The following is a 23,376-nucleotide window of genomic DNA, read 5'->3' on the forward strand; positions in this document are numbered from 1 at the left end:
ACCGGCTCTTTGCAGCGAACCAGCAGTGGCCGCGCGCTCAGCTGTGGGCGTCAGCGCGAGACCTTGCCGGCCTTGATGCACGAGGTGCAGGCGTTCACGCGCTTCGGCGTCCCGCCGACCACGGTACGGACGCGCTGGATGTTCGGGTTCCAGCGACGGGACGTACGGCGGTGCGAGTGCGAGATGTTGTTGCCGAAGCCCGGCCCCTTGCCGCAGACGTCGCAGTTGGCAGCCACGGGTCACTCCAAAGACTTCAGATGCTCTTACGGATAATCCCGGCATGCCGGGATCGAGATCACGAGTAGAGATCTGAGTGGCGTTGCCAGGGGACGGCCCGATTTTCATCGGGCAACCGGAGCAGCATACAACGACTGCGCCAGTCCAACGAAACTACCATGGCTGATCAGGGGCCCGCTCCCGGCCCTCTTCCGGCGCCCACCGGCTCTGGGTCTACGCTGCGTGCCACGTTCGGCCGTTCAAGGAGGCGCAGGTGGCGCAGGTGCCGCAGACATTCTTCGATGCTCTCGCGGTGCGCACCTGGTGCGGCCTCGCGCTGGAGTCGCTCGGTCGCGCCCGCGAGGAGATCGACGCGATCAACGTCTACCCCGTGGCCGACGGGGACACCGGTACCAACCTGTATCTGACCGTGGAGTCGGCGGTCGCCGCGGTGGAGGCCGTGTTCACCGCCTACGACGTGGGCAGGCCGACCCTGGCTGACGCCGCCCGCGCCATGGCGCACGGCGCCCTCATAGGCGCCCGCGGGAACTCCGGCACGATCCTCGCCCAGCTGCTGCGGGGTATGGCCCAGGTGCTCGCCGACGGTGAGACGGCTCACACCGACGGGTCAGGTCTGCGGCTCGCCCTGCGCCGGGCCTCCGACTCCGCCCGTCAGGCCGTGGCCCACCCCGTCGAGGGCACCGTCCTCTCGGTCGCCTCGGCCGCCGCCGACGCGGCCCACGGCGCCGCGGGCGACGACTGCGGCGCCGTCGCGCGTGCGGCCTACGAAGGGGCGCGTACGGCGCTGGCGGCGACCCCTGGACAACTGGCGGTCCTGGAGCGCGCGGGGGTGGTCGACGCCGGGGGGCGGGGGCTGCTCGCGGTGCTGGGCGCGCTGGTGGAGACGTTCACGGGGGAGGCCGTGCCCGTGGTCTCGGGGTCGCACGCGCGCGTGGCGTCGGCCGCCGCCGGCGACGGCGCCCCGCTCACCGAGGCCGAGGACTGCGCCGACGTCCTGGACGCGGGCGGGCCCGCCTTCGAGGTGATCTACCTCCTGGAGGCCGAGGACGCGGCCGTGGCCCGGCTGCGGGAGCGGCTCGACGGGCTCGGGGACTCCCTCGTGATCGTCGGCGGCGACGGACTGTGGAACGTCCATGTCCACGTCGACGACGCCGGGGCCGCCGTGGAAGCCGGCGTCGAGGCCGGGCGGCCGTACCGGATCCGGATCACCCACTTCGGGGCGGGTGACGCGCACACCACCGGTGAGCGGCTGCCCCGGGAGCGCGTCCAGCGGGCCGTCGTCGCCGTCGTGCCCGGCGAGGGCCTGGCGGGGCTGTACGGCGAGGCCGGCGCGACCACCGTCCTCGCCCGCCCCGGGGAGCCGCCCGCCAGCGGGGAGCTGGTGGAGGCCGTACGGCGGGCCCACGCGCGCGAGGTCGTGCTGCTGCCCAACGACGCCGAACTGCGGCACACCGCGGCCGCCGCGGCCGAGCAGGCCCGCACCGAGGGCATCCGCGTGGCGCTGATCCCCACCCGCTCCGCGGTCCAGGGCATCGCGGCGCTCGCGGTGCACGAGCCGGACCGCCGATTCGACGAGGACGTCGTGTCGATGACCTCGGCGGCCGGGGCGACCCGCTACGCCGAGGTCGCCGTCGCCGAACGCCAGTCCTGGACCATGGCCGGCATCTGCCAGGCCGGCGACGTCCTCGGCCTCATCGACGGCGACGTCGCCGTGATCGGCACGGACGTCACCGCCACCGCCGAGGGCGTCCTCGACCGCATGCTCTCCGCGGGCGGCGAACTCGTCACCCTCGTCCTCGGCGACGAGGCGCCCGAGACGATCGCCGAGCACCTCGAAGCACGCGTGCGAGAGTCCTACCTCGCCGTCGACACGGTCGTGTACCGGGGCGGCCGGCAGGGAGCCGTGCTGCTCATCGGCGTGGAGTGAGCCGGGGCCTACGCCCCGTCCTGCTCCCGCACCACCTGAAGCATCTGCTCGGCTTCCTGACACCGCTCCAGCGCCGTCCCGTCGTCCTCGCCGGCATCCGCGTACGCCGCCAGCACCGCACGCGCGCGTGCCGCCGCCGCGGCCGGACGGCCCAGGTCGGCCTCCAGCCAGCCCGCGGCGAGCTCCGCGCCGGTACGGCTGTGCAGGACGTCGTCGCCGAGCGGCGCGAACACCTCGACGGCCAGCGACACCTGGGACAGGGCCCCCTCCAGCATGTCCCGGATCGACTCGTCCTCGGCGTCCTCCGCGGCGGAACGCGCCAGCAGATCGCTGAACTGGCGGTGGGTGTGGCCGAGTTCGGCGACCAGACGCTCGCGCGACTCCTCGTCCTCGGCCTCGTCCAGCGCCGCCCGGCACTCCTCGACCGCGCTCGCCATCAGCTCGGACGCGGTGTCCTCCCGGTCGTCCTCGCCGAGCGCCAGCCACGCGCGTGCACGCAGCGAGCGGACCAGGCCGTGGACGTTGCCGACGGAACGCCACAGCGCGCCCGCGCGCGCGTATGCCCGGTCCGCCTCCGCGGGCAGGCCCGCATGGCCCAGGGACTCGGCCGCGAGGTGCGCGAGCGTGGCGTGGTCGTGCTGCTCGGGCCAGTGCCGGGCGATCTCGGCGGCCTGCAGCCGGCGTTCGGCCGCCGCCCGGTGCTCGCCCAGCTCGCTCAGACAGTCGCCGAGCCACCACTGCGTCTGGACGACGGCCCCGTCGCCGTGCGTCTCGGCGGACAGGTCCGGCAGCGCCGACTCCAGCACCTCGGCGGCCTCGGCGAATCGCCCCTGCCGCAGCAGGAACCCGCCCAGCTGATGCCGAGCCCAGGCGCCCAGCGTGCGGCTCTCGCCCGCCTCGTCGGCCCAGTGCGCCGCCTCCAGGGCGTGCTCCGCGGCCTCCTCGGACAGTCCCCGGTCGCCGAGCACCTCGGCCAGCTGGAGATGCAGCTGGGCCCGGCCCGTGGCCTCCAGGTGCGACCCGCCGTGCTCCAGGGCCGCCCGCAGCGCCCGCTCGGCCTCCGCCATCTCGCCGAGATGGTGCGCGAGCCCGGCCAGCCGGGCCTCGTACTCCACCGCGAACCACGGCAGCCCTGCCCCGACGAACGCCGCGGAGGCCCGCGCGAACAGCTCCGCGGCCCCCGCCACGTCCCCCGCGAGCGCCGCCAGCTCCGCGAGCATGGCCTGCGCCTCCGCGATCCGCGCGGCGAGCCGTACGTCGTTCCCGGCCTGCCCGCCGACGAGCGCCAGCACCTCACGGGCGGCCGCCTCGGCGTCGGCCGCGAGGACCTCCGGCAGCCCGTCCTCCGCCTCGTGCACCCGCCGCATCAGGATCCGGGCCCGGCTCATCAGCACGGCCGCCGTCTGACGCACACCCGTGCCGTCGTCGGCGTACAGCGCGAGCACCCGGTCGTAGAGACCGGCGATGATCGTGCGGGCCTCGGACACCTCGCCCGTGAGGGCCCGTACGTACGCTCCACGCGCGCGTGCCGCCAGCGCCTCCCCGGAGTCGCCCGCCTCGGCGTACAGCCCGGCGGCCTCCTCGAACAGGGCGATGCCCTCCGGGCCCAGGTCCATCGCCCGGTGGTCGGCGATCTCCGCGCGGTCGCGGGCGTCCAGCTCGACGCCCTCGGCGGCCCGCGAGACGGCCGCCCACGCCTCGACGGCGCCCGGCTGAAGGGTGTCCGACAGCCGCCGTGCCTCGGCGATCAGCGCCGGCAGGTCGGGCCGGGAGTCGTCGGGGGAGTCGGCCGCGACCGGCGCGGGCACGGCCGGCGCCGGCCGTGCCGTCGTACGCACTCCGAGGGGCAGCCGCTCCACCAGGGGCTCCTGATCCATGCGCGCGCGTGCCCGCTCGCTCACATGGGCCGTGCCGTTGCGCTCGTCGAAGCGGGCGGCCAGGGCGAGCGCCTCCTCGCGCGCGTGCACGGCGAGTTCGCCGGCGGTCCAGGTGCGGCCCGCCGGACCGGGCACCCGCCGCTCGCCAAGACCGAGCGCGCCCAGGCGGCCCGTCAGCAGGGCCACCACCGTCATGAACTCCAGCCTGCTGCGCGGATGCCCGTCGTCCGTGAAGTACGCCGGGCGCTCCGCGAGCAGCTCCAGGCCGCGCGCCTCGTTGCCGGTCAGCACGCAGAACTCCACGTGGTCCGCGTACGCCCCGCGCATGCTCTCCATGGCCCGCACGAGCCGGAAGCCGCGCAGATGGTTGGCGCGGGCCTCGTCCACGCGGCCCAGGCGCAGCAGCGGCGTCAGGGACGACGCGAGGACCGTGTGCGGCTCGTGGGCGCAGGTGAACTCGCCCTCCAGCACCGGACCCCACAGCCGGATCGCCTCGGCGTCCTGGCCCCGCTCGGCCTGCCACCACCCCTGCCCGTGCAGCTCGCACGCGTGGCAGTCGGCCATGGCGTCCCGGTCCGCGGCCAGCCAGGCGCCGTACGCCCGCTCCGCCCGCGCCACGTCACCCACATGCGCGGCCACGCTGAACTCCGCGCTGCGCACCGCACGTTCGGAGTGCCCGGCGAGCCGGTAGCGGTGCTCCATCTCGCCGAGCCACTTCTCGATGGAGGCCAGCGGGACGTGCGGCTGGTCGAGCATGCCGGACGACATCCACTTGAAGACCCAGTGCAGCGAATGCGTCTCGTACTCGTCGAAGTCCTCGGGCCGCTCGTCCCACATGCGCAGCAGACGCGCGAAGGGGACGAACATCTTCCCCTTCTCGGAGCTGTAGTTGTAGACCTTCAGCTGATGCCCGAGCGCCTCGATCACGGCCAGCGGGATCTTCAGCTTCTCCGCCTCGGCGAGCAGTTGCTCCGCGCGCGCGTTGCGGGCCGGACCCTCCGGTTCCTCGCCGTTCTCCGCCATGGCCCGGCGCAGCGAGTCGAAGTCGGTGATCTCGCTCATCAGCGGCCTTCCTCGCCGTTCGTGGCCCACTTCAGCAGACCGATGAAGGCCCGGTTCAGCAGGGCCGAGTCGGCGGGCCTGAGCGGGCGCTGCGCCATCAGCAGGGCCTGCCCGTACAGGGACTCCGTCGCGGTGCCGATCAGCTCCGCGTCGCCCAGCGAGGCGATCCGCCGGATCAGCGGGTTGAGATGGTTCAGCACGAGACGTGCGCGTGGGGCGCTGCCGCGCAGCGAACCGAGGATGCCCGCCCACAGGTCGTCGGCCTGCTCCTGGGCCTCGGCCCGCGCCTGCTCGTGCCGGGCGGCCCGGTCGTCGAGGTGCAGCGCGGGCACGGACAGCGGATGGAAGGCCCGCAGGACGACGTCACAGCCCAGCGGGTCCAGCTTCGCCCGCGCGGCGGCCAGGAAGCCCGACAGGGCCAGCTCCTCGGCAGGGTCGACCGCGTCCAGATGGGCGGTCACGGTGTCCGCGTCCAGCTCCGCGACGACCGTCCCCGGCCGCACCGACGGCAACGCCTCGATCAGCTCGCTGTCGTACGTGTAGCCGCCGTTGATCACCCCGACGCCCTGCGCGGAGGCGATCGGCGCGACCTGCCTGTACTCCTCCACGGTCCGCGTGAAGTGCACCACCGCGTGCCGCTGCGCGAACTCCTCCAGGGACAGCCGCCCGTCGGACGTCTCGAACGGCAGCCACGGCAGCATCGTGCGCAGCATCTCCCTGTCGTGCCGCGCGAGGGACTTCACGCCCAGGTGGTGCACCGCCAGGAACGCCGCCAGCCGCTCCGGATCACCCGCCGCCAGGCCCGTCAGCCAGGACCGAATCCTTTCCCCCAGCGCGTCCCGTACCGCCGCCAGCGTCTCGTCCTCGTACAGCGCCTCGCGCGAGGCCGTCGGCCGGAGGCTGTCGGTGTCCAGGACGCAGCGCACGAAGAACGCCCAGTCGGGCAGCAGCTGTTCGGCCCGCTCCGTCAGCAGCATCCCCTTGAGGTGGACGCGGTGACCCGCCCGCCGGGCCGGGCTGACCGCGGCCGGCAGGACGTACGCCACCCCGCGGATCCCGGCGAGCGGCACGTTCAGCTCGATCGAGTCCAGCGGGGTGAAGCCGAACAGGTCCTGACAGTGCCGGGCCAGCGCCACCCGGCGGTTGGCGGGGGAGGGGTACGAACGGTCCCAGGGCGCCGGCAGGTCGGTGACCGCCTCGCCGCCCACCCGGACGTCGTACGGCAGCAGCGAGCCGAAGTCCCGCGCCAGCGCCAGGACCCGGTCCTCGGCCAGCCACTCGGCGGCACCGGCGCGCGCCACGAGGTGCACGGTGGTGCCGGGTTCGGGCCGGGCGTCGTCCGGCAGGGTCCGCACCGTGTACGAGCCGTCGTCCGCCGCCGTCCACTCCACCGGCGGCGCGTCCGGAGTGCGGGCGCTGCGGCTGACCACCCGGATCCGCTCGGCGACCACGAAGCAGGCCAGCAGACCGATGCCGAACTGCCCCAGGAAGTCGGACCGGGCCTCCTGAAGCCCCTCCACGCGCTTGGAGCTGCGCCCGATCGTGGCGAGGAGGTCGTGCACGTCCGCCTCGGTCAGCCCGATCCCGGAGTCCTCGACCCGCAGCGTGCCCGACTCGGCGTACAGCCGCACCACGGCGGGCGCGCCGGGCTCCTCGGCACGTCTGGCCGTGACGGCGTCGACGGCGTTCTGCAGGAGCTCGCGCAGATAGACCTTCGGACTTGAGTAGAGGTGGTGGGAGAGCAGGTCCACCAGACCGCGCAGGTCGACCTGGAACGTATGAGGAGACTGGGGCGGCTGAGGGGCCTGGGATGACTGTGAGGTCTGGGAGTCCATCGTCGCAGCGCCGTTGGGGGGTCTCGGGGACGGCGCGGGGTCGGGCGGTCCCGGTGAGGCGGTGACCGCGAAAGGATGGCCGGAGCGCGCCATCCTAGGGCCGAAGCGAACCGCCTGACCAGGGGTTTCCGGGACGTTTACCGGGACGGCCGCAGCGGCCTCTACGGCTTTGTCAGTGCCGTGGTGTGGAATGGATCTCGTGCCCGCACTGGAAGAACCACTGAAGAAAGTGCTCGGCCCTCCCACCGCGAAGGTGATGGCCGAGCACCTCGGCCTGCACACCGTGGGCGACCTGCTGCACCACTATCCGCGCAGATACGAGGAGCGCGGCCAGCTCACCCACCTCGCCGACCTCCCCATGGACGAGCACGTCACCGTGGTCGCCATGGTCGCCGACGCCCGCCTGCACACCTTCGCCTCCAGCAAGGCCCCCCGGGGCAAGGGCCAGCGCCTCGAGGTCACGATCACCGACGGCAGCGGCCGCCTCCAACTGGTCTTCTTCGGCAACGGCGTTCACAAGCCCCACAAGGAGCTCCTGCCGGGCACCCGCGCGATGTTCGCGGGCAAGGTCTCCGTCTTCAACCGCCGCCTCCAACTGGCACACCCGGCCTACGAGTTGCTGCGCGGGGACTCGGAGGAGACCGTCGAGACCTGGGCCGGCGCCCTGATCCCGATCTACCCCGCCACCGCCAAGCTGGAGTCCTGGAAGATCGGCAAGGCGATCCAGACGGTCCTGCCCAGCGCACAGGAAGCCGTCGACCCGCTGCCCGACACCCTCCGCGAGGGCCGCGGCCTGGTCGCGCTCCCCGAGGCACTCCTGAAGATCCACCGCCCGCACACCAAGGCCGACATCGAGGACGCCCGCTCCCGCCTCAAGTGGGACGAGGCCTTCGTCCTCCAGGTCGCCCTGGCCCGCCGCCGCTTCGCCGACGCCCAACTCCCCGCGGTCGCCCGCCGCCCCGGCCCCGACGGCCTCCTCACCGCCTTCGACGCCCGCCTCCCCTTCACCCTCACCGAGGGCCAGCAGAAGGTCTCCAAGGAGATCTTCGACGACCTCGCCACCGAGCATCCGATGCACCGGCTGCTCCAGGGAGAGGTCGGATCCGGGAAGACGATGGTGGCCCTGCGCGCCATGCTCGCCGTCGTCGACGCGGGTGGGCAGGCCGCCATGCTCGCGCCCACCGAGGTGCTCGCCCAGCAGCATCACCGGTCGATCGTCGAGATGATGGGCGGGCTCGCCGAGGGCGGGATGCTGGGCGGTGCCGAGCAGGCCACCAAGGTGGTGCTGCTGACCGGTTCGATGGGCGCGGCCGCCCGGCGGCAGGCGTTGCTCGATCTCGTCACCGGCGAGGCCGGCATCGTCATCGGCACACACGCGCTGATCGAGGACAAGGTGCAGTTCCACGACCTCGGCCTGGTCGTCGTCGACGAACAGCACCGGTTCGGCGTGGAGCAGCGCGACGCCCTGCGCGGCAAGGGCAAACAGCCGCCCCATCTGCTCGTCATGACGGCGACGCCCATTCCTCGCACGGTCGCGATGACGGTCTTCGGCGACCTGGAGACCTCGGTCCTCGACCAGCTCCCGGCGGGCCGCTCGCCCATCGCCTCCCATGTCGTCCCGGCCGCCGACAAGCCCCACTTCCTGGCCCGCACCTGGGAGCGCGTGCGCGAGGAGGTCGGCAACGGCCATCAGGGTTACGTCGTCTGCCCCCGCATCGGCGACGAGGAGGACGACCCGAAGAAGGCCGGCAAGAAGAAGTCCCCCGAGGACGAGGCCGAGAAGCGCCCGCCGCTCGCCGTCCTCGACGTGGCGGACCACCTCGCCAAGGGACCGCTCCACGGCCTGAAGGTCGAGGTCCTGCACGGCCGGATGCACCCCGACGACAAGGACGCCGTCATGCGCCGCTTCGCCGCCGGCGAGACGGACGTACTGGTCGCCACGACCGTCATCGAGGTCGGGGTGAACGTCCCCAACGCCACCGCGATGGTGATCATGGACGCCGACCGCTTCGGGGTCTCCCAGCTCCACCAGCTGCGCGGCCGCGTCGGCCGTGGCTCGGCGGCGGGGCTGTGCCTGCTGGTCACCGAGATGCCGGAGGCAAGCGCGGCCCGCCAGCGCCTCAACGCCGTCGCCGCCACCCTCGACGGCTTCGAGCTCTCCCGCATCGACCTCGAACAGCGCCGCGAGGGCGACGTCCTCGGCCAGGCCCAGTCCGGCGCGCGTACCTCCCTGCGGGTCCTCGCCGTCATCGAGGACGAGGAGGTCATCGCGGAGGCGAGGCAGGAGGCGATGACGGTGGTGGAGGCCGATCCGGAGCTGGAACGCTATCCGGGCCTGCGCACCGCACTGGACGCCCTGTTGGACGAGGAAAGAGAGCAGTACCTCGAAAAGGGCTGATGTGGATGTACCTCAGGGGCGCGGGGCTGTATGGAGCATGCGGCTATCGCCGCGCGGGCGCGACCAGCCACACTGATACCTAAAGCCGCTCACGACCAAGGACCACAGATGACCCGCGTGATCGCCGGCGCAGCCGGCGGACGTCGCCTGGCCGTGCCGCCAGGTACGGGAACCCGGCCAACATCAGACCGCGCACGCGAGGGTCTCTTCTCCACATGGCAGTCCCTCCTCGGCGGCCCCCTGGAAGGCGAACGCGTCCTGGACCTGTACGCGGGTTCGGGCGCGGTGGGCCTGGAGGCCCTCTCCCGCGGCGCCGGCCACACCCTCCTCGTCGAGGCCGACGCGCGAGCGGCCCGCATCGTCCGCGAGAACGTCAAGAACCTCGGCCTCCCCGGCGCCGAGGTGAGATCGGGCAAAGCCGAACAGATCATCCAGACCCCGGCGCCCGCCGAGCCGTACGACATCGTCTTCCTCGACCCGCCGTACCGAGTCACAGATCACGATCTTCGCGAGATTCTGCTCACACTCCGCTCAGGGGGCTGGCTAGCGCCGGAGGCTCTCGTCACCGTGGAGCGAAGCACCAGAGGCGGAGAATTCCGGTGGCCGGACGGGTTCGAGGCGCTCAGGGCCCGTCGTTACGGCGAGGGAACGTTTTGGTACGGTCGCGCCGCCATGGGCGACAACGCCCCTACGTGCGAAGACGCACGATGACCGGACCGGAGAGCGAGGGATCACAAGTGCGCCGAGCCGTCTGTCCCGGGTCGTTCGACCCGATCCACAACGGACACCTCGACATCATTTCCCGCGCCTCCAGGCTGTACGACGAGGTCTACGTCGCAGTCATGATCAACAAGTCCAAGAAGAGCCTGTTCGAGGTGGACGAGCGGCTCGACCTGATCCGCGAGGTCACCGCCGAATACGGAAACGTACGGGCCGAGGCCTTCCACGGCCTCCTCGTGGACTTCTGCAAGCAGCGCGACATCCCGGCCATCGTCAAGGGCCTGCGCGCGGTCAGCGACTTCGACTACGAGCTGCAGATGGCACAGATGAACAACGGCCTGTCGGGCGTGGAGACGCTCTTCGTGCCGACCAACCCCACCTACAGCTTCATGTCCTCCTCCCTGGTGAAGGAGGTGGCCACCTGGGGCGGCGACGTCTCGCACCTGGTGCCGCCGCAGGTCCTGGAGGCACTCAACAAGCGTCTGCGCCAAGGCTGAACGGGCGGCTACAGTCGTTCCGTCCGTCTCCATCACAGCTGTAGAGAGTGGCGAGCACACGGTGGACGTACAGAACAAGCTCGACGAGATCGTCGCGGCGGTCTCAGGTGCCCGGTCGATGCCGATGTCGGCCTCGTGCGTGGTCAACCGCGCCGAACTGCTCTCCCTGCTGGAAGAGGTCCGCGCGGCCCTGCCCGGCTCCCTCGCCCAGGCCCAGGAGCTGATCGGCGACCGCGAGCAGATGGTCGAGCAGGCCCGTCAGGAGGCCGACCGCATCATCGGCCAGGCGCACGCCGAGCGCGGCTCGCTGATCTCCGACACCGAGGTCGCCCGCCGCTCACAGGCCGAGGGCGACCGCATCCTCTCCGAGGCCCGCAAGGAGGCCGAGGACGTCCGCGCGGAGGCCGACGACTACGTCGACTCCAAGCTCGCCAACTTCGAGGTCGTCCTCACCAAGACCCTCGGCTCCGTCGGCCGAGGCCGCGAGAAGCTCCTCGGTACCGGTCCCGGCCTCGACGAGCAGGGCTACGAGGACGAGGACGCCCCCGAGCGCAGCCACGACCCGGAGACCCTGCGCCGCACGGCCGACCAGTACGTCGACGCCAAGCTGGGCGCCTTCGAGGCCGTACTCGCCAAGACCCTGGAGGCCGTCGGCCGCGGCCGGCAGAAGCTGCACGGCCGGATCGCCACCGACGACCTCGGCGCCCTCTCCGACGACCTCGGCACCGTCCAGCACTCCAGCGACGCCGACTACCTCGCCGACCTCGCCGCGCTCGCGGAGCAGGACACCCCGGCGGCTCCGGCCGAGCAGCCGCCGGCGGCCGTACCGGCACAGCCGCAGTACGACCCGCAGCCCGTGCAGCCGGCGTACGGCTACCAGCAGACGGACACCTACGGGGGCTACCCGCAGCAGGCCTACGCCCAGCAGCAGGACCCGTACGGCTACCAGCAGGCCGATCCGTACGCCCCCACCTCCGGCTACGCTCCGGCGGGAGGTGCCCCCTTCCAGGGCTACGACGCCCAGCAGGCGGGCTACGACCAGCAGCAGCCCGAGCAGGCCGCCCAGCAGTCGTACGCCCTCGACGAGACCAGCCTCTTCGACACGAGCATGATCACGCCGGAGCAGCTGAGGGCCTACGAACAGGGTCGCGGCCAGTAAGGGACCACCGGATTGGGCCGTGAGCGAAAGGTCCAGTATCCTGGCTCTTCGGTCGCGCGTACGTCCGCGATCAACGCTGCCCAGGAACACCGACGGGCAGTGACCCCTTGAGCTCAGCAGATCGAAAGCAGGAACGGCGTGACAGCCCGCCTCGACCACCGCAACCCTCTCGTGTTCGACACGCACGAGCTGGGTCGGCGGCCCGGTGCGCTGCAGCGCCTGACCCGTACGATCGACGCCCCCAAGGACTTCGGTGTCCAGGGAGTCGTCGGAGTGCCGGAAGGCGCCCCGGTGGAGCTCGAACTCCGGCTCGAGTCGGTCATGGAAGGGGTGCTTGTCACAGGCACCGCCCGTGCACAGGCCGAGGGGGAGTGCGTAAGGTGTCTGGAGCCGCTTCAGCTCGACGTCGAAGCGGAATTCCAGGAGATGTTCTCGTACCCTGACGCCGACGACCGGGGCCGCGTCCAAGCGGAACCGGGCGACGACGCCGAGGACGACGAGGACAGGCTCTTTCTCGAGGACGGCCTGTTCGACCTCGAACCCGTGCTGCGTGATGCGGTGGTGCTCGCACTGCCGATGCAGCCGGTGTGCCAGGAAGACTGCCCCGGCCTGTGCTCCGAGTGCGGAGCCCGGCTGGCGGACGACCCGGACCACCAGCATGACGCCGTCGACATCCGTTGGGCGGCACTGAAGGGACTCGCCGGTTCACTCGGAGACGGCGAGAAGGACGAGATGAGCGGCGCCGAAGCGGAAGCGGGCGTCGACGAGAAGCAGGAGAAGTAGCCGTGGCTGTTCCGAAGCGGAAGATGTCGCGCAGCAACACGCGCCACCGCCGGTCGCAGTGGAAGGCTGCGGTCCCCACACTGGTTGCGTGCGAGCGCTGCCACGAGCCCAAGCTGCAGCACATCGCGTGCCCGTCTTGCGGCACCTACAACAAGCGCCAGGTCCTCGAGGTCTGAGCGGCTGGTGAGAGGCACTGTGTCCACGCCGAAGAAGAACGCAGCGGACAACCAGGCCTCGTCCCACACGCTGTTGGAAGGGCGGCTCGGGTACAAGCTCGAGTCCGCCCTTCTGGTGCGTGCGCTGACCCACCGTTCCTACGCGTACGAGAACGGCGGTCTGCCGACCAACGAGCGGCTGGAGTTCCTCGGGGACTCCGTGCTGGGTCTCGTGGTCACGGACACGCTGTACCGAACCCACCCCGATCTGCCCGAGGGCCAGCTGGCCAAGCTGCGGGCCGCGGTGGTCAATTCGCGTGCGCTGGCGGAGGTCGGTCGTGGGCTGGAACTGGGCTCCTTCATCCGGCTCGGCCGTGGTGAAGAGGGCACGGGCGGCCGGGACAAGGCGTCCATCCTCGCCGACACCCTGGAAGCGGTGATCGGCGCGGTCTATCTCGACCAGGGCCTGGAATCGGCGGCGGAGCTGGTGCACCGCCTGTTCGACCCCCTGATCGAGAAGTCCTCGAACCTCGGAGCCGGCCTGGACTGGAAGACCAGTCTCCAGGAGCTCACCGCGACCGAAGGACTCGGCGTGCCCGAGTACCTGGTCACGGAGACCGGCCCCGACCACGAGAAGACCTTCACTGCTGCCGCCCGCGTCGGAGGCGTCTCGTACGGCACCGGCACCGGCCGCAGCAAGAAGGAGGCGGAGCAGCAGGCAGCTGAGTCCGCGTGGCGGTCCATCAAGGCCGCCGCGGACGAGCGAGCCAGGAAGGCGGCCGAGAACGCCGCCGGGGACGACGCCGACGCGCCGTCCGCCTCCGCCTGACCGAACAGCGCGATCCGAGCGCCCGACCCTTCGCCGGGGCGGGCGCTCGGCCCATTCAGCAGGCTCCGCGGGACGCACAGGGTGCGAGAGCCCTACGTCCCGTCGCAGGTGTACAGGGGATCCGATGCCCGAGTTGCCCGAGGTCGAGGTCGTAAGGCGTGGCCTGGAGCGGTGGGTCGCCCATCGCACGGTCGCCGACGCCGAGGTGCTGCACCCGCGTGCCGTACGGCGGCACATCGCCGGCGCCGATGACTTCGCGCACCGGCTCAAGGGCCACCGTGTCGGCGTCCCCAGCCGCCGTGGCAAGTACCTGTGGCTGCCCCTGGAGGACACCGGGCAGTCGGTCCTGGCGCACCTCGGCATGAGCGGTCAGCTGCTGGTCCAGCCGCGCACCGCGCCGGACGAGAAGCACCTCAGGATCCGGGTGCGGTTCGCGGACGCGCTCGACACCGAGCTGCGGTTCGTGGACCAACGCACCTTCGGCGGGCTGTCGTTGCACGACAACACCCCGGACGGACTGCCCGACGTCATCGCGCACATCGCGCGCGACCCGCTCGACCCGCTCTTCGACGACGAGGCCTTCCACCAGGCCCTGCGCCGCAAGCGCAGCACCATCAAACGGGCCCTGCTCGACCAGTCGTTGATCAGCGGCGTCGGCAACATCTATGCGGACGAGGCACTTTGGCGCGCCCGTCTGCACTACGAGCGCCCCACCGGCACCTTCACCCGCCCCCGCACCCAGGAACTCCTGGGCCATGTGAGGGACGTGATGAACGCGGCCCTCGCGGTGGGCGGCACCAGCTTCGACAGCCTGTACGTCAACGTCAACGGCGAGTCGGGCTACTTCGACCGCTCACTCGACGCGTACGGCCGTGAGGGGCTGCCCTGCAAGCGGTGCGGTACGCCGATGCGCCGGCGGCCCTGGATGAACCGGTCCAGCTACTTCTGCCCGAAGTGTCAGAGGGCGCCGCGCGTCTCGTCGTAGTTCCGGCGTGCTTCGAGCACGTCGTCCATCCGCCCCTCCACGAAGTGGATGAGGCTCAGCAGCCGTTCGGCGACCCCGCGCCCCAGCGGCGTCAGTTCGTAGTCGACCCGCGGCGGATTCGTCGGCTGGGCGTCGCGGCGCACCAGGCCGTCGCGCTCCAGGGCGTGCAGGGTCTGGGACAGCATCTTCTCGCTGACGCCGTCGACCCGGCGGCGCAGCTCGTTGAAGCGCAGCGAGCCGTCGTACAGGGCGCCCAGGGTCAGTCCGCCCCAGCGGCCCGTGACGTGCTCCAGCGTGACGCGCGAGGGGCAGGCCTTGGCGAACACGTTGTACGGGAGGTCCTGCGCCTCCATGAGCTCCTGCGTGGTGTCCATGGACTGAAGCGTACTCGAACGCAGCGCTTACTGGGAGGTTGCACTAACCAGAAGTTAGTGCTTTCCTTTCGTCATCGCCAGTGAGCTGCCTATTTCAGGAGTACCCACGTGACCACCCCTGTCGTCTCCATCGCATACCACTCCGGCTTCGGCCACACCGCCGTCATCGCCGAGGCCGTCCGTGCGGGTGCCGCCGAGGCCGGTGCCGAGGTGCACCTGATCAAGGTGGACGAGATCACCGAGGAGCAGTGGGCGATCCTCGACGCCTCGGACGCCATCGTGTTCGGCTCGCCGACCTACATGGGCACCGCGTCCGGCGCCTTTCACGTCTTCGCCGAGGCCACCTCCAAGCGCTGGGCCGAGCGGGCCTGGACGGACAAGCTGGCCGCCGGCTTCACCAACTCCGCCTCCAAGAGCGGTGACAAGCTGCACACCCTCCAGTTCTTCCAGATCCTGGCCGCGCAGCTCGGCATGCACTGGGTCAACCTCGGCCTGCTCCCCGGCTGGAACAGCAGCGCCGGCTCCGAGCACGACATCAACCGCCTCGGCTTCTTCGCCGGCGCCGCCGCCCAGACCAACGCCGACCAGGGACCCGACGCCGTCCACAAGGCCGACGTGGCGACGGCGGAGCACCTCGGCCGCCGGGTGACCGAGACCGCGAAGACGTTCGCCCTGGGCCGCGCCGCGATCGCCGCGTAACCGCACGAGGGCCCACGCACAAGGGGCTCCCACCCGGTCGTCACCGGGTGGGAGCCCCTTGCCGCGGACGGACTGCCGTCGCGTGAGCGGTATGCCTAGTAGCCGAAGTCCTGCGTCCACCAAGGGCCGCCCGCGCCGATGTGGACGCCGACGCCGAGGGTCTTGAAGTCGCAGTTCAGGATGTTGGCCTTGTGGCCCGGGCTGTTCATCCAGGCCTCCATGACCGCGGCGGCATCCGCCTGGCCGCGGGCTATGTTCTCGCCGCCGAGGTCCGTTATGCCGGCCTTCGCGGCCCGGTCCCACGGGGAGGCCCCGCCCGGGTCGGTGTGGTCGAAGAAGCCCAGATCGGCCATGGCCTCGCTGAAGTCCTGGGCGAGACCGGTGAGCGCGCTGTTGGCCGCGACCGGGCTGCATCCCACCTGCGCCCGCTCCTCGTTCACGAGCCGGAGCACCTCGGCCGCGGCGGCGGACTCGGCGGACACGGTCACGGGGACGCTGGTCTGCTCGTCGGCCTTCGGCGGCTTCTCGCTCTGCTTCTCGGGCGCCTTCGTGGCCTTGCGCGAAGGAGTGTCCTTCGGCTTCTTGCTGGGCGTGGCCGACGGCTTCTTCGACGGGGTCTTCGTCGGCGCGGCCGACGTGGTCGACGGAGCCGGCGAGGAAGGCCGCTGGACGTCACGGCTCGTCGTGCCGCCGCTGTCGTCCCGGTCCGCGCTGCCCGAGTTGCCGCCCTGCTCGGCGGGGATGTTCGTCGGGGAGCCGGCCGACTGCGCCCGGTCCGTGCCGCTGCCACCGCCGAGCTGGTAGTTGTCGATGCCGGGCACCACGCCCGCGGCCACCGCGACCGTGCCGATGGCGACCGCGGCGGAGACGCCGAGCAGCCCGGTCTTCACCGGAGCCGCGGCCTTCTTGCGGCGGCGGTGCGAGCCCCCGGGGCGCCGGGCGCCGGAGTCGGGCGTGAAGCCCTCGCTCCGGAAGGCGCCGGTCTCGTCGACCGGGAAGGCGGTGGTGTCGTTGAAGCGTGCGTAGTCCTCTTCCGATGCGAAGAGGTACGCGTCGCTCCTCGCGGAGGCCTCGGCGTACGCCTCCTGCTCCTCCCGGTGCAGATAGGGCGCGATGCCTCTCGTCGACCGGTCGCCGGCGTACGAGTCCAGCGGGTCATGGCTCTCCGTGTAGGAGCCGTCCGTATTGGTGACCCCCGTGGCGCGGCCCGTGGCGGCGCGGCCGGCGGCGGAGCGTCGGTGGCGTCCCATGTCCTGGCCTTCCTCGTCCCTGCGGTCTCAACGTCCTCACACAACTCACACGATCGAGTGAGTTTCATATGAGATTCATTGGGTGGGGACGGTACCGCATGGCGCCAGAGGAAGGAGTGCCCCGAGAGACATTGGCCCGTTAGGTTGCAGTCATGAGCGAGGATGTGCGGTTGGTCGCCTGGGTGCGTGGACGCGTCCAAGGTGTGGGTTTTCGCTGGTTCACGCGGGCCAAGGCCCTCGAGATCGGCGGCCTGAGTGGTTTTGCTCTCAATTTGGACGACGGCCGGGTCCAAGTGGTCGCGGAGGGTCCCCGCGGCGGCTGCGAGGGACTCCTCGACTGGCTCCAGGGCAGCGACACGCCCGGGCGGGTGGACGGTGTCACCGAGATCTGGGACACACCTCGCGGGGGTTACGACGGCTTCGCCATCCGCTGACTCGTTTCTGTACATCGACCCAGGCGCAAGCGGAGGGACCTGCCACCGGCAACTGCCCCGAGCAGAAATGAGCAGGTGGTTGCCAAGAACGGCTCTCGGTGGCAGGCTCCGCACTCAAGGATGATCGCCACGCCCCGAGGGGCCCGCAGGAGTCGCCACGTCGCCGTTCGCGGCCGTGTGCCCCCGGGTTCACCCGCCAATACGGGGCGTGATCGTGTTGACCGTCAAACTTTTTGGTGAGACGCTGAAAGCCCCGCGCACCCTAGCTGTTTGGCGTGGCTGAACGGCAGCACAACTGCAGGCCTGCCAAGCAACCGCGGGTGCGAATCCCTCACGACCCACACCGCATCGGTCGGTCACTCAGTGTGGAGGACCATCCATCATGGCAAAGGCGCTTCTCGGTTACGTCGGCGGCTCCGACCCTCGACTCCTCGCCGAGATGCGACGGCTCCAGCAGCGTGTCCAGGACCTCGAGTCCGAGCTCGGTCGGATCCAGGCCGAGAACGACGCGCTGACGGCTGCCGCTTCTCACGACAGGATCATGGAGAGCATCGACGCACACCAGGCGGAGCCTGCGCTCACCTGATCACTGCATCGCTCCACAACAGCTGCAGCAGTGGTTGGGCAGCCCGTATCAACCGCTAAGTCGTCAGACGACTGGGGTCTGCCCAGCCGTCAGAAGTTGCAAGGGACGCTTCGGCGTCCCTTCTTTCTTTTCCCCCGCATCCTTTCACCCTCTTTAACGTCTGGTGTGCCCTGCACGTTCACCGGTGAAACCGTGCGTTCATGGAGCGAGACTTCCCCGGAAGGTAGAGTCCACCGGCGTGCACCTCAAGGCCCTGACCCTCCGAGGGTTCAAGTCGTTCGCGTCGGCGACCACGCTCCGGTTCGAGCCGGGCATCACGTGCGTCGTCGGTCCGAACGGCTCGGGCAAGTCCAACGTCGTGGACGCGCTCAGCTGGGTCATGGGCGAGCAGGGTGCCAAGTCGCTGCGCGGCGGCAAGATGGAGGACGTCATCTTCGCCGGCACCACCGGCCGCCCCCCGCTGGGCCGCGCCGAGGTGTCGCTGACCATCGACAACTCCGACGGGGCACTGCCCATCGAGTACTCCGAGGTCACCATCACGCGGATCATGTTCCGCAACGGCGGCAGCGAGTACCAGATCAACGGTGACACCTGTCGCCTCCTCGACATCCAGGAACTGCTCTCCGACTCCGGCATCGGCCGCGAGATGCACGTCATCGTCGGCCAGGGCCAGCTGGACTCCGTCCTGCACGCGGACCCCATGGGCCGCCGCGCCTTCATCGAGGAGGCGGCCGGCGTCCTGAAGCACCGCAAGCGCAAAGAGAAGGCGCTGCGCAAGCTGGACGCGATGCAGGCCAACCTCGCGCGCGTGCAGGACCTCACGGACGAACTGCGCCGACAGCTCAAGCCGCTGGGCCGCCAGGCGGCCGTCGCACGCAGGGCCGCCGTCATCCAGGCGGACCTTCGCGACGCCCGGCTCCGCCTCCTCGCCGACGATCTCGTACGGCTGCGAGAGGCGCTCCAGGCAGAGGTCGCCGACGAGGCCGCGCTGAAGGAACGCAAGGAGACCGCCGAGCATGAGCTGAAGAAGGCGCTCCAGCGCGAGGCCCTCCTGGAGGACGAGGTCCGCCGGCTCACCCCGCGCCTCCAGCAGGCCCAGCAGACCTGGTACGAGCTGTCGCAGCTCGCCGAGCGGGTGCGCGGCACGATCTCGCTGGCCGACGCACGCGTGAAGAGCGCGACGTCCGCGCCACCGGAGGAGCGCCGGGGCCGCGACCCCGAGGACATGGAGCGCGAGGCCGCCCGCATCCGTGAGCAGGAGGCGGAGCTGGAGGCGGCCCTCGAAGCGGCCGAGCGGGCGCTGGAGGACACGGTCGCCCACCGCGCCGAACTGGAGCGTGAACTCGGCCTCGAGGAACGCAGGCTCAAGGACGTCGCCCGCGCCATCGCCGACCGCCGCGAGGGCCTTGCCCGGCTGAACGGCCAGGTCAACGCGGCCCGTTCACGTGCCGCGTCCGCCCAGTCCGAGATCGACCGCCTTGCCGCCGCCCGGGACGAGGCACAGGAGCGCGCCTTCGCCGCCCAGGAGGAGTACGAGGCGCTCAAGGCCGAGGTCGACGGCCTGGACGCCGGCGACGCGGAACTCGCCGAGCAGCACGACACGGCGAAGGCGCAGCTCGCGGAGGCGGAGGCCGCTCTGACGGCGGCCCGCGAGGCGGCCACCGCGGCGGAACGCAGGCGTGCCGCGACCCAGGCCAGGCACGAGGCGCTGGCACTGGGCCTGCGCCGCAAGGACGGCACGGGTGCGCTGCTCGGCGCGAAGGATCGCCTCACAGGGCTGCTGGGCCCTGCCGCGGAACTGCTGACCGTGACACCGGGCTACGAGGTACCGCTGGCGGCGGCGTTCGGAGCGGCGGCGGACGCCATCGCCGTAACCTCACCGTCCGCGGCGGCAGAGGCGATCCGTCTGCTGCGGAAGCAGGACGCGGGCAGGGCTTCACTTCTGCTCGCCGGTTCACCGGAGGCGCCCCTCGGGGGCGCGGGAAACGGCGCGACCGGCCACCACGAACCCGCACCCGCCGGACGGCATCACGCGGCGGATCTGGTCCGCGGCCCTTCCGACCTCATGTCCGCCGTACGACGCCTCCTCGACGGCGTCGTCGTCGTGGGCACCCTCGAGGACGCCGAAGACCTCGTCTACGCGCACCCCCGCCTCACCGCCGTGACCGCTGAAGGCGACCTCCTCGGCGCCCACTTCGCGCACGGCGGCTCCGCGGGTGCCCCCAGCCTCCTCGAAGTGCAGGCGTCCGTGGACGAGGCCGCCGCCGAGCTGGAAGAGCTGGCGGTCCGCTGCGAGGAACTCACCGAGGCCCAGCACGCGGCCGCCGAACGGCGCAAGGCATCCGTCGCCCTGGTCGAGGAGCTGGGGGAGCGGCGCCGGGCGGCCGACCGGGAGAAGTCGACCGTGGCCCAGCAGCTCGGCCGGCTCGCCGGGCAGGCGCGCGGCGCAGCGGGGGAGGCCGAACGGTCCGTGGCCGCCGCCGCGCGGGCCCAGGAGGCCCTCGACAAGGCGCTCATGGACGCGGAGGAGCTGGCCGAGCGGCTCGCCGTGGCCGAGGAGATGCCGGTCGAGGAGGAGCCCGACACCTCGGCGCGGGACCGGCTCGCCGCCGACGGCGCCAACGCCCGGCAGACCGAGATGGAGGCTCGCCTCCAGGTCCGTACGCACGAGGAGCGGGTCAAGGGACTGTCCGGACGGGCCGACTCCCTCGACCGGGCCGCCCGCGCCGAACGCGAGGCACGCGCGCGTGCCGAGCAGCGGCGGGCGCGGCTGCGCCACGAGGCGGCCGTCGCGGAGGCCGTCGCCTCCGGTGCTCGGCAGCTGCTGGCGCACGTCGAGGTCTCCCTCGCGCGGGCAGACGAGGAGCGCGGCGCGGCCGAGGCGGCCAAGGCGCTGCGGGAGCAGGAGCTGACCGCGGCCCGCGGTGCCGGCCGTGACCTCAAGGCCGAACTCGACAAGCTGACCGACTCCGTGCACCGCGGTGAGGTCCTCGGCGCCGAGAAGCGGATGCGGATCGAGCAACTGGAGACCAAGGCGCTGGAGGAGCTGGGCGTGGAACCCGCCGGGCTCGTCTCCGAGTACGGCCCCCACCAGCTCGTACCGCCGTCCCTGGCCGCCGAGGGAGAGCAGCTGCCCGACGACCCCGAGCACCCCCGCAACCAGCCCAAGCCGTTCCTGCGGGCCGAGCAGGAGAAGCGGCTCAAGGCCGCAGAGCGTGCCTACCAGCAGCTCGGCAAGGTCAACCCGCTTGCCCTGGAGGAGTTCGCGGCGCTTGAGGAGCGGCACAAGTTCCTCAGCGAGCAGCTCGAGGACCTGAAGAAGACCCGCGCCGACCTGCTCCAGGTCGTCAAGGAGGTCGACGAACGCGTCGAGCAGGTCTTCACCGAGGCGTACTGGGACACGGCCAGGGAGTTCGAGGGCGTCTTCAGCCGGCTGTTCCCGGGCGGCGAGGGGCGGTTGATCCTGACCGACCCCGACAACATGCTCACCACGGGTGTCGACGTCGAGGCGCGCCCGCCGGGCAAGAAGGTCAAGCGGCTGTCGCTGCTCTCGGGTGGTGAGCGTTCACTCACGGCCGTCGCGATGCTGGTGTCCATCTTCAAGGCCCGGCCGAGCCCGTTCTACGTCATGGACGAGGTCGAGGCCGCCCTCGACGACACCAACCTCCAGCGGCTGATCCGCATCATGCAGGAGCTCCAGGAAGCCTCGCAGCTGATCGTGATCACGCACCAGAAGCGCACGATGGAGGTCGCCGACGCGCTGTACGGCGTCTCCATGCAGGGCGACGGCGTCTCGAAGGTCATCAGCCAGAAGCTGCGCTGACGCCGGGCACACCGCCTCCCCGACCAACCTTCACCTCTTCACCTTCACTTCAAGAAGTGAACACACCTCACCCAGATGCGTCTCCAAAGTCACAGCACTCTCCCTATTGACTTCGATACTTGAAGACATAGGGTCTCCAACGTTGCTTTTAACTTCAGGTATCACGGCCTGAAGCGGCTGACCCCCACCCGGCAGCGTTGCCGGTGCCCGAGGAGTACACGTGACCAGCACAGCGCAGGCGTCCACACCAGGAGCCAAGGCGGCCCACCCCGAACATCTCGGGCACGTCGTCTTCATCACCGCGGCGGCCGCCATGGGCGGCTTCCTGTTCGGTTATGACAGCTCCGTCATCAACGGAGCCAACGGCGGTATCCAGGACCGTTTCGACCTCAGCTCGGGCGTCACCGGAACCGTCGCCGCCAGCGCCCTGCTCGGCAGCGCCCTCGGCGCCGCGATCGCCGGCCGCATAGCCGACCGCATCGGCCGGATCCGCGTCATGCAGATCGCGGCGGTGCTGTTCGCCGTGAGCGCCGTAGGTTCCGGTCTGCCGTTCGCCGCGTGGGACCTCGCCGCCTGGCGTGTGCTCGGCGGTATCGCCATCGGCATGGCCTCCGTCATCGGCCCGGCCTACATCGCCGAGGTCGCCCCGCCCGCCTACCGGGGCCGGCTCGCCTCCTTCCAGCAGGCCGCCATCGTCATCGGCATCGCGATCTCGCAGCTGGTCAACTGGGCCCTGCTGAACATGGCGGACGGCGAGGAGCGCGGCACCATCGCGGGCCTGGAGGCCTGGCAGTGGATGCTCGGCGTGATGCTCGTACCCGCGCTGATCTACGGGCTGCTGTCCTTCGCCATCCCCGAGTCCCCGCGCTACCTGATCAGCGTCGGACGCACCGCCGACGCCAAGAAGGTCCTCGCGGACGTCGAGGGCGACATCGACCTGGACGCCCGGGTCGCGGAGATCGACCAGGCCATGCGCAGCGACCACAAGTCGACGTTCAAGGACCTGCTGGGCGGCAGGTTCGGCCTGCTGCCGATCGTGTGGATCGGAATCGGCCTCTCCGTCTTCCAGCAGTTGGTCGGCATCAACGTCATCTTCTACTACTCGAACCTGCTGTGGCAGTCCGTGGGCGTCGACCCGTCGAGCTCGTTCTTCTACTCCTTCGAGACCTCGATCATCAACATCATCGGCACCGTGATCGCGATGATCTTCGTCGACCGGCTCGGCCGCAAGCCGCTCGCCCTCATCGGCTCCGTCGGCATGGGCATCTCGCTCGCGGCGGCCGCCTGGGCCTTCTCCTTCCAGAGCGGCAACGACCCGCTGCCGACCGCGCAGGGCTACGTGGCGCTGATCGCCGCCAACGCCTTCGTGCTCTTCTTCGCCCTGTCCTGGGGCGTGGTCGTCTGGGTCATGCTCGGCGAGGTCTTCCCGAACAAGATCCGCGCCGCCGCCCTGGGCGTGGCCGCCTCGGCCCAGTGGATCGCCAACTGGGTGATCACGATCACCTTCCCGGACCTGGCGGACTGGAACCTGTCGCTCACCTACGTCATGTACGCGGTGTTCGCCTTCCTCTCCATCCCGTTCATCCTCAAGTTCGTGCCCGAGACCAAGGGCAAGAAGCTGGAGGAGATGGGCTGAGCCGCCCACCCGGACCCGGGGGGAAGGGCCAAGTCCCCGCTGCCCCTCTCCCCGTAACCCGCCGCCGCCCCGACTCGGCCACTGCCCGAGCCGGGGCGGCGGTGTCGTGT

The 23,376-nt window shown here is 71.1% G+C and carries 19 protein-coding genes; 14 read left to right on the forward strand and 5 right to left on the reverse strand.

The annotated features are described in order from the left end of the window. Positions 1-50 precede the first annotated feature (50 nt). Entirely contained in the window at positions 51-236 is a 186-nt protein-coding gene (gene rpmB / locus PGH47_RS30310; RefSeq protein WP_003993230.1) for a 50S ribosomal protein L28, read from the reverse strand. 254 nt (positions 237-490) lie between these two features. Here rpmB and PGH47_RS30315 point away from each other — a divergent pair, with 254 nt between their 5' ends. Next, positions 491-2,164 (forward strand): DAK2 domain-containing protein, encoded by a 1,674-nt coding sequence (locus PGH47_RS30315; protein ID WP_271666009.1) that lies wholly within the window; start codon positions 491-493, stop codon positions 2,162-2,164. A gap of 8 nt (positions 2,165-2,172) precedes the next feature. Here the strand turns inward: PGH47_RS30315 and PGH47_RS30320 are convergent, their stop codons facing one another. Both PGH47_RS30320 and PGH47_RS30325 read right to left on the reverse strand, forming a co-directional pair. After that, entirely contained in the window at positions 2,173-5,103 is a 2,931-nt protein-coding gene (locus PGH47_RS30320) for a tetratricopeptide repeat protein (RefSeq protein WP_271666010.1), read from the reverse strand. Then, positions 5,103-6,938 carry an HSP90 family protein gene (locus PGH47_RS30325; RefSeq protein WP_271666011.1) on the reverse strand — a complete coding sequence of 612 codons (1,836 nt, stop codon included), beginning with the start codon at positions 6,936-6,938 and terminating at the stop codon, positions 5,103-5,105. The genes PGH47_RS30320 and PGH47_RS30325 overlap by 1 nt, the downstream gene beginning before the upstream one ends. Before the next feature lie 190 nt (positions 6,939-7,128). Here PGH47_RS30325 and recG point away from each other — a divergent pair, with 190 nt between their 5' ends. The 8 genes from recG to mutM all read left to right on the forward strand — a co-directional run bounded on the left by recG (position 7,129) and on the right by mutM (position 14,464). Continuing rightward, positions 7,129-9,336, forward strand: coding sequence for an ATP-dependent DNA helicase RecG (recG, locus tag PGH47_RS30330; protein ID WP_271666012.1), 2,208 nt, complete (start codon positions 7,129-7,131; stop codon positions 9,334-9,336). Between the two features lie 108 nt (positions 9,337-9,444). Next, positions 9,445-10,047 (forward strand): 16S rRNA (guanine(966)-N(2))-methyltransferase RsmD, encoded by a 603-nt coding sequence (rsmD, locus tag PGH47_RS30335; protein WP_271666013.1) that lies wholly within the window; start codon positions 9,445-9,447, stop codon positions 10,045-10,047. A 26-nt stretch (positions 10,048-10,073) separates the two neighbouring features. Further along, positions 10,074-10,553, forward strand: a complete 480-nt coding sequence (coaD, locus tag PGH47_RS30340) for a pantetheine-phosphate adenylyltransferase (RefSeq protein ID WP_214335770.1) — start codon at positions 10,074-10,076, stop codon at positions 10,551-10,553. A gap of 61 nt (positions 10,554-10,614) precedes the next feature. Beyond that, entirely contained in the window at positions 10,615-11,712 is a 1,098-nt protein-coding gene (locus tag PGH47_RS30345; protein ID WP_271666014.1) for a cell division initiation protein, read from the forward strand. Positions 11,713-11,850: 138 nt separating this feature from the next. After that, a complete protein-coding gene (locus tag PGH47_RS30350; protein ID WP_271666015.1) occupies positions 11,851-12,495 on the forward strand; it encodes a YceD family protein in 645 nt (214 codons plus the stop codon). Positions 12,496-12,497: 2 nt separating this feature from the next. Further along, on the forward strand, positions 12,498-12,671 hold the full coding sequence (gene rpmF / locus PGH47_RS30355) for a 50S ribosomal protein L32 (protein ID WP_007493396.1): 174 nt from the start codon (positions 12,498-12,500) through the stop codon (positions 12,669-12,671). 19 nt (positions 12,672-12,690) lie between these two features. Further along, positions 12,691-13,479 (forward strand): ribonuclease III, encoded by a 789-nt coding sequence (gene rnc / locus PGH47_RS30360; RefSeq protein ID WP_271668186.1) that lies wholly within the window; start codon positions 12,691-12,693, stop codon positions 13,477-13,479. A 124-nt stretch (positions 13,480-13,603) separates the two neighbouring features. Next, a complete protein-coding gene (gene mutM / locus PGH47_RS30365; protein ID WP_271666016.1) occupies positions 13,604-14,464 on the forward strand; it encodes a bifunctional DNA-formamidopyrimidine glycosylase/DNA-(apurinic or apyrimidinic site) lyase in 861 nt (286 codons plus the stop codon). Here the strand turns inward: mutM and PGH47_RS30370 are convergent. Then, complete coding sequence (locus PGH47_RS30370) at positions 14,437-14,838, reverse strand: winged helix-turn-helix transcriptional regulator (RefSeq protein ID WP_271666017.1); 402 nt, start codon at positions 14,836-14,838, stop codon at positions 14,437-14,439. The genes mutM and PGH47_RS30370 overlap by 28 nt on opposite strands. Before the next feature lie 108 nt (positions 14,839-14,946). On the opposite strand from PGH47_RS30370, the gene PGH47_RS30375 reads away from it, so the two are divergent. Next, a complete protein-coding gene (locus tag PGH47_RS30375) occupies positions 14,947-15,537 on the forward strand; it encodes a flavodoxin family protein (RefSeq protein ID WP_271666018.1) in 591 nt (196 codons plus the stop codon). A 95-nt stretch (positions 15,538-15,632) separates the two neighbouring features. Here the strand turns inward: PGH47_RS30375 and PGH47_RS30380 are convergent, their stop codons facing one another. Further along, the gene (locus tag PGH47_RS30380; protein WP_271666019.1) at positions 15,633-16,787 is read right to left on the reverse strand and encodes a CAP domain-containing protein; all 1,155 of its coding nucleotides are present in this window, start codon (positions 16,785-16,787) and stop codon (positions 15,633-15,635) included. Between the two features lie 152 nt (positions 16,788-16,939). Here PGH47_RS30380 and PGH47_RS30385 point away from each other — a divergent pair, with 152 nt between their 5' ends. The 4 genes from PGH47_RS30385 (at position 16,940) to PGH47_RS30400 (ending at position 23,266) form a co-directional block, all read left to right on the forward strand. Further along, positions 16,940-17,221 carry an acylphosphatase gene (locus PGH47_RS30385; RefSeq protein ID WP_107902414.1) on the forward strand — a complete coding sequence of 94 codons (282 nt, stop codon included), beginning with the start codon at positions 16,940-16,942 and terminating at the stop codon, positions 17,219-17,221. Between the two features lie 382 nt (positions 17,222-17,603). After that, the gene (locus PGH47_RS30390) at positions 17,604-17,807 is read left to right on the forward strand and encodes a hypothetical protein (RefSeq protein ID WP_030048901.1); all 204 of its coding nucleotides are present in this window, start codon (positions 17,604-17,606) and stop codon (positions 17,805-17,807) included. A 238-nt stretch (positions 17,808-18,045) separates the two neighbouring features. Beyond that, on the forward strand, positions 18,046-21,630 hold the full coding sequence (smc, locus tag PGH47_RS30395; RefSeq protein ID WP_271666020.1) for a chromosome segregation protein SMC: 3,585 nt from the start codon (positions 18,046-18,048) through the stop codon (positions 21,628-21,630). Between the two features lie 220 nt (positions 21,631-21,850). Beyond that, positions 21,851-23,266 (forward strand): sugar porter family MFS transporter, encoded by a 1,416-nt coding sequence (locus PGH47_RS30400; RefSeq protein ID WP_271666021.1) that lies wholly within the window; start codon positions 21,851-21,853, stop codon positions 23,264-23,266. Positions 23,267-23,376: the final 110 nt, after the last annotated feature.

This window comes from Streptomyces sp. HUAS 31 (genome assembly GCF_028198125.1).
GTDB classification, from domain to species: Bacteria; Actinomycetota; Actinomycetes; order Streptomycetales; family Streptomycetaceae; genus Streptomyces; species Streptomyces chartreusis.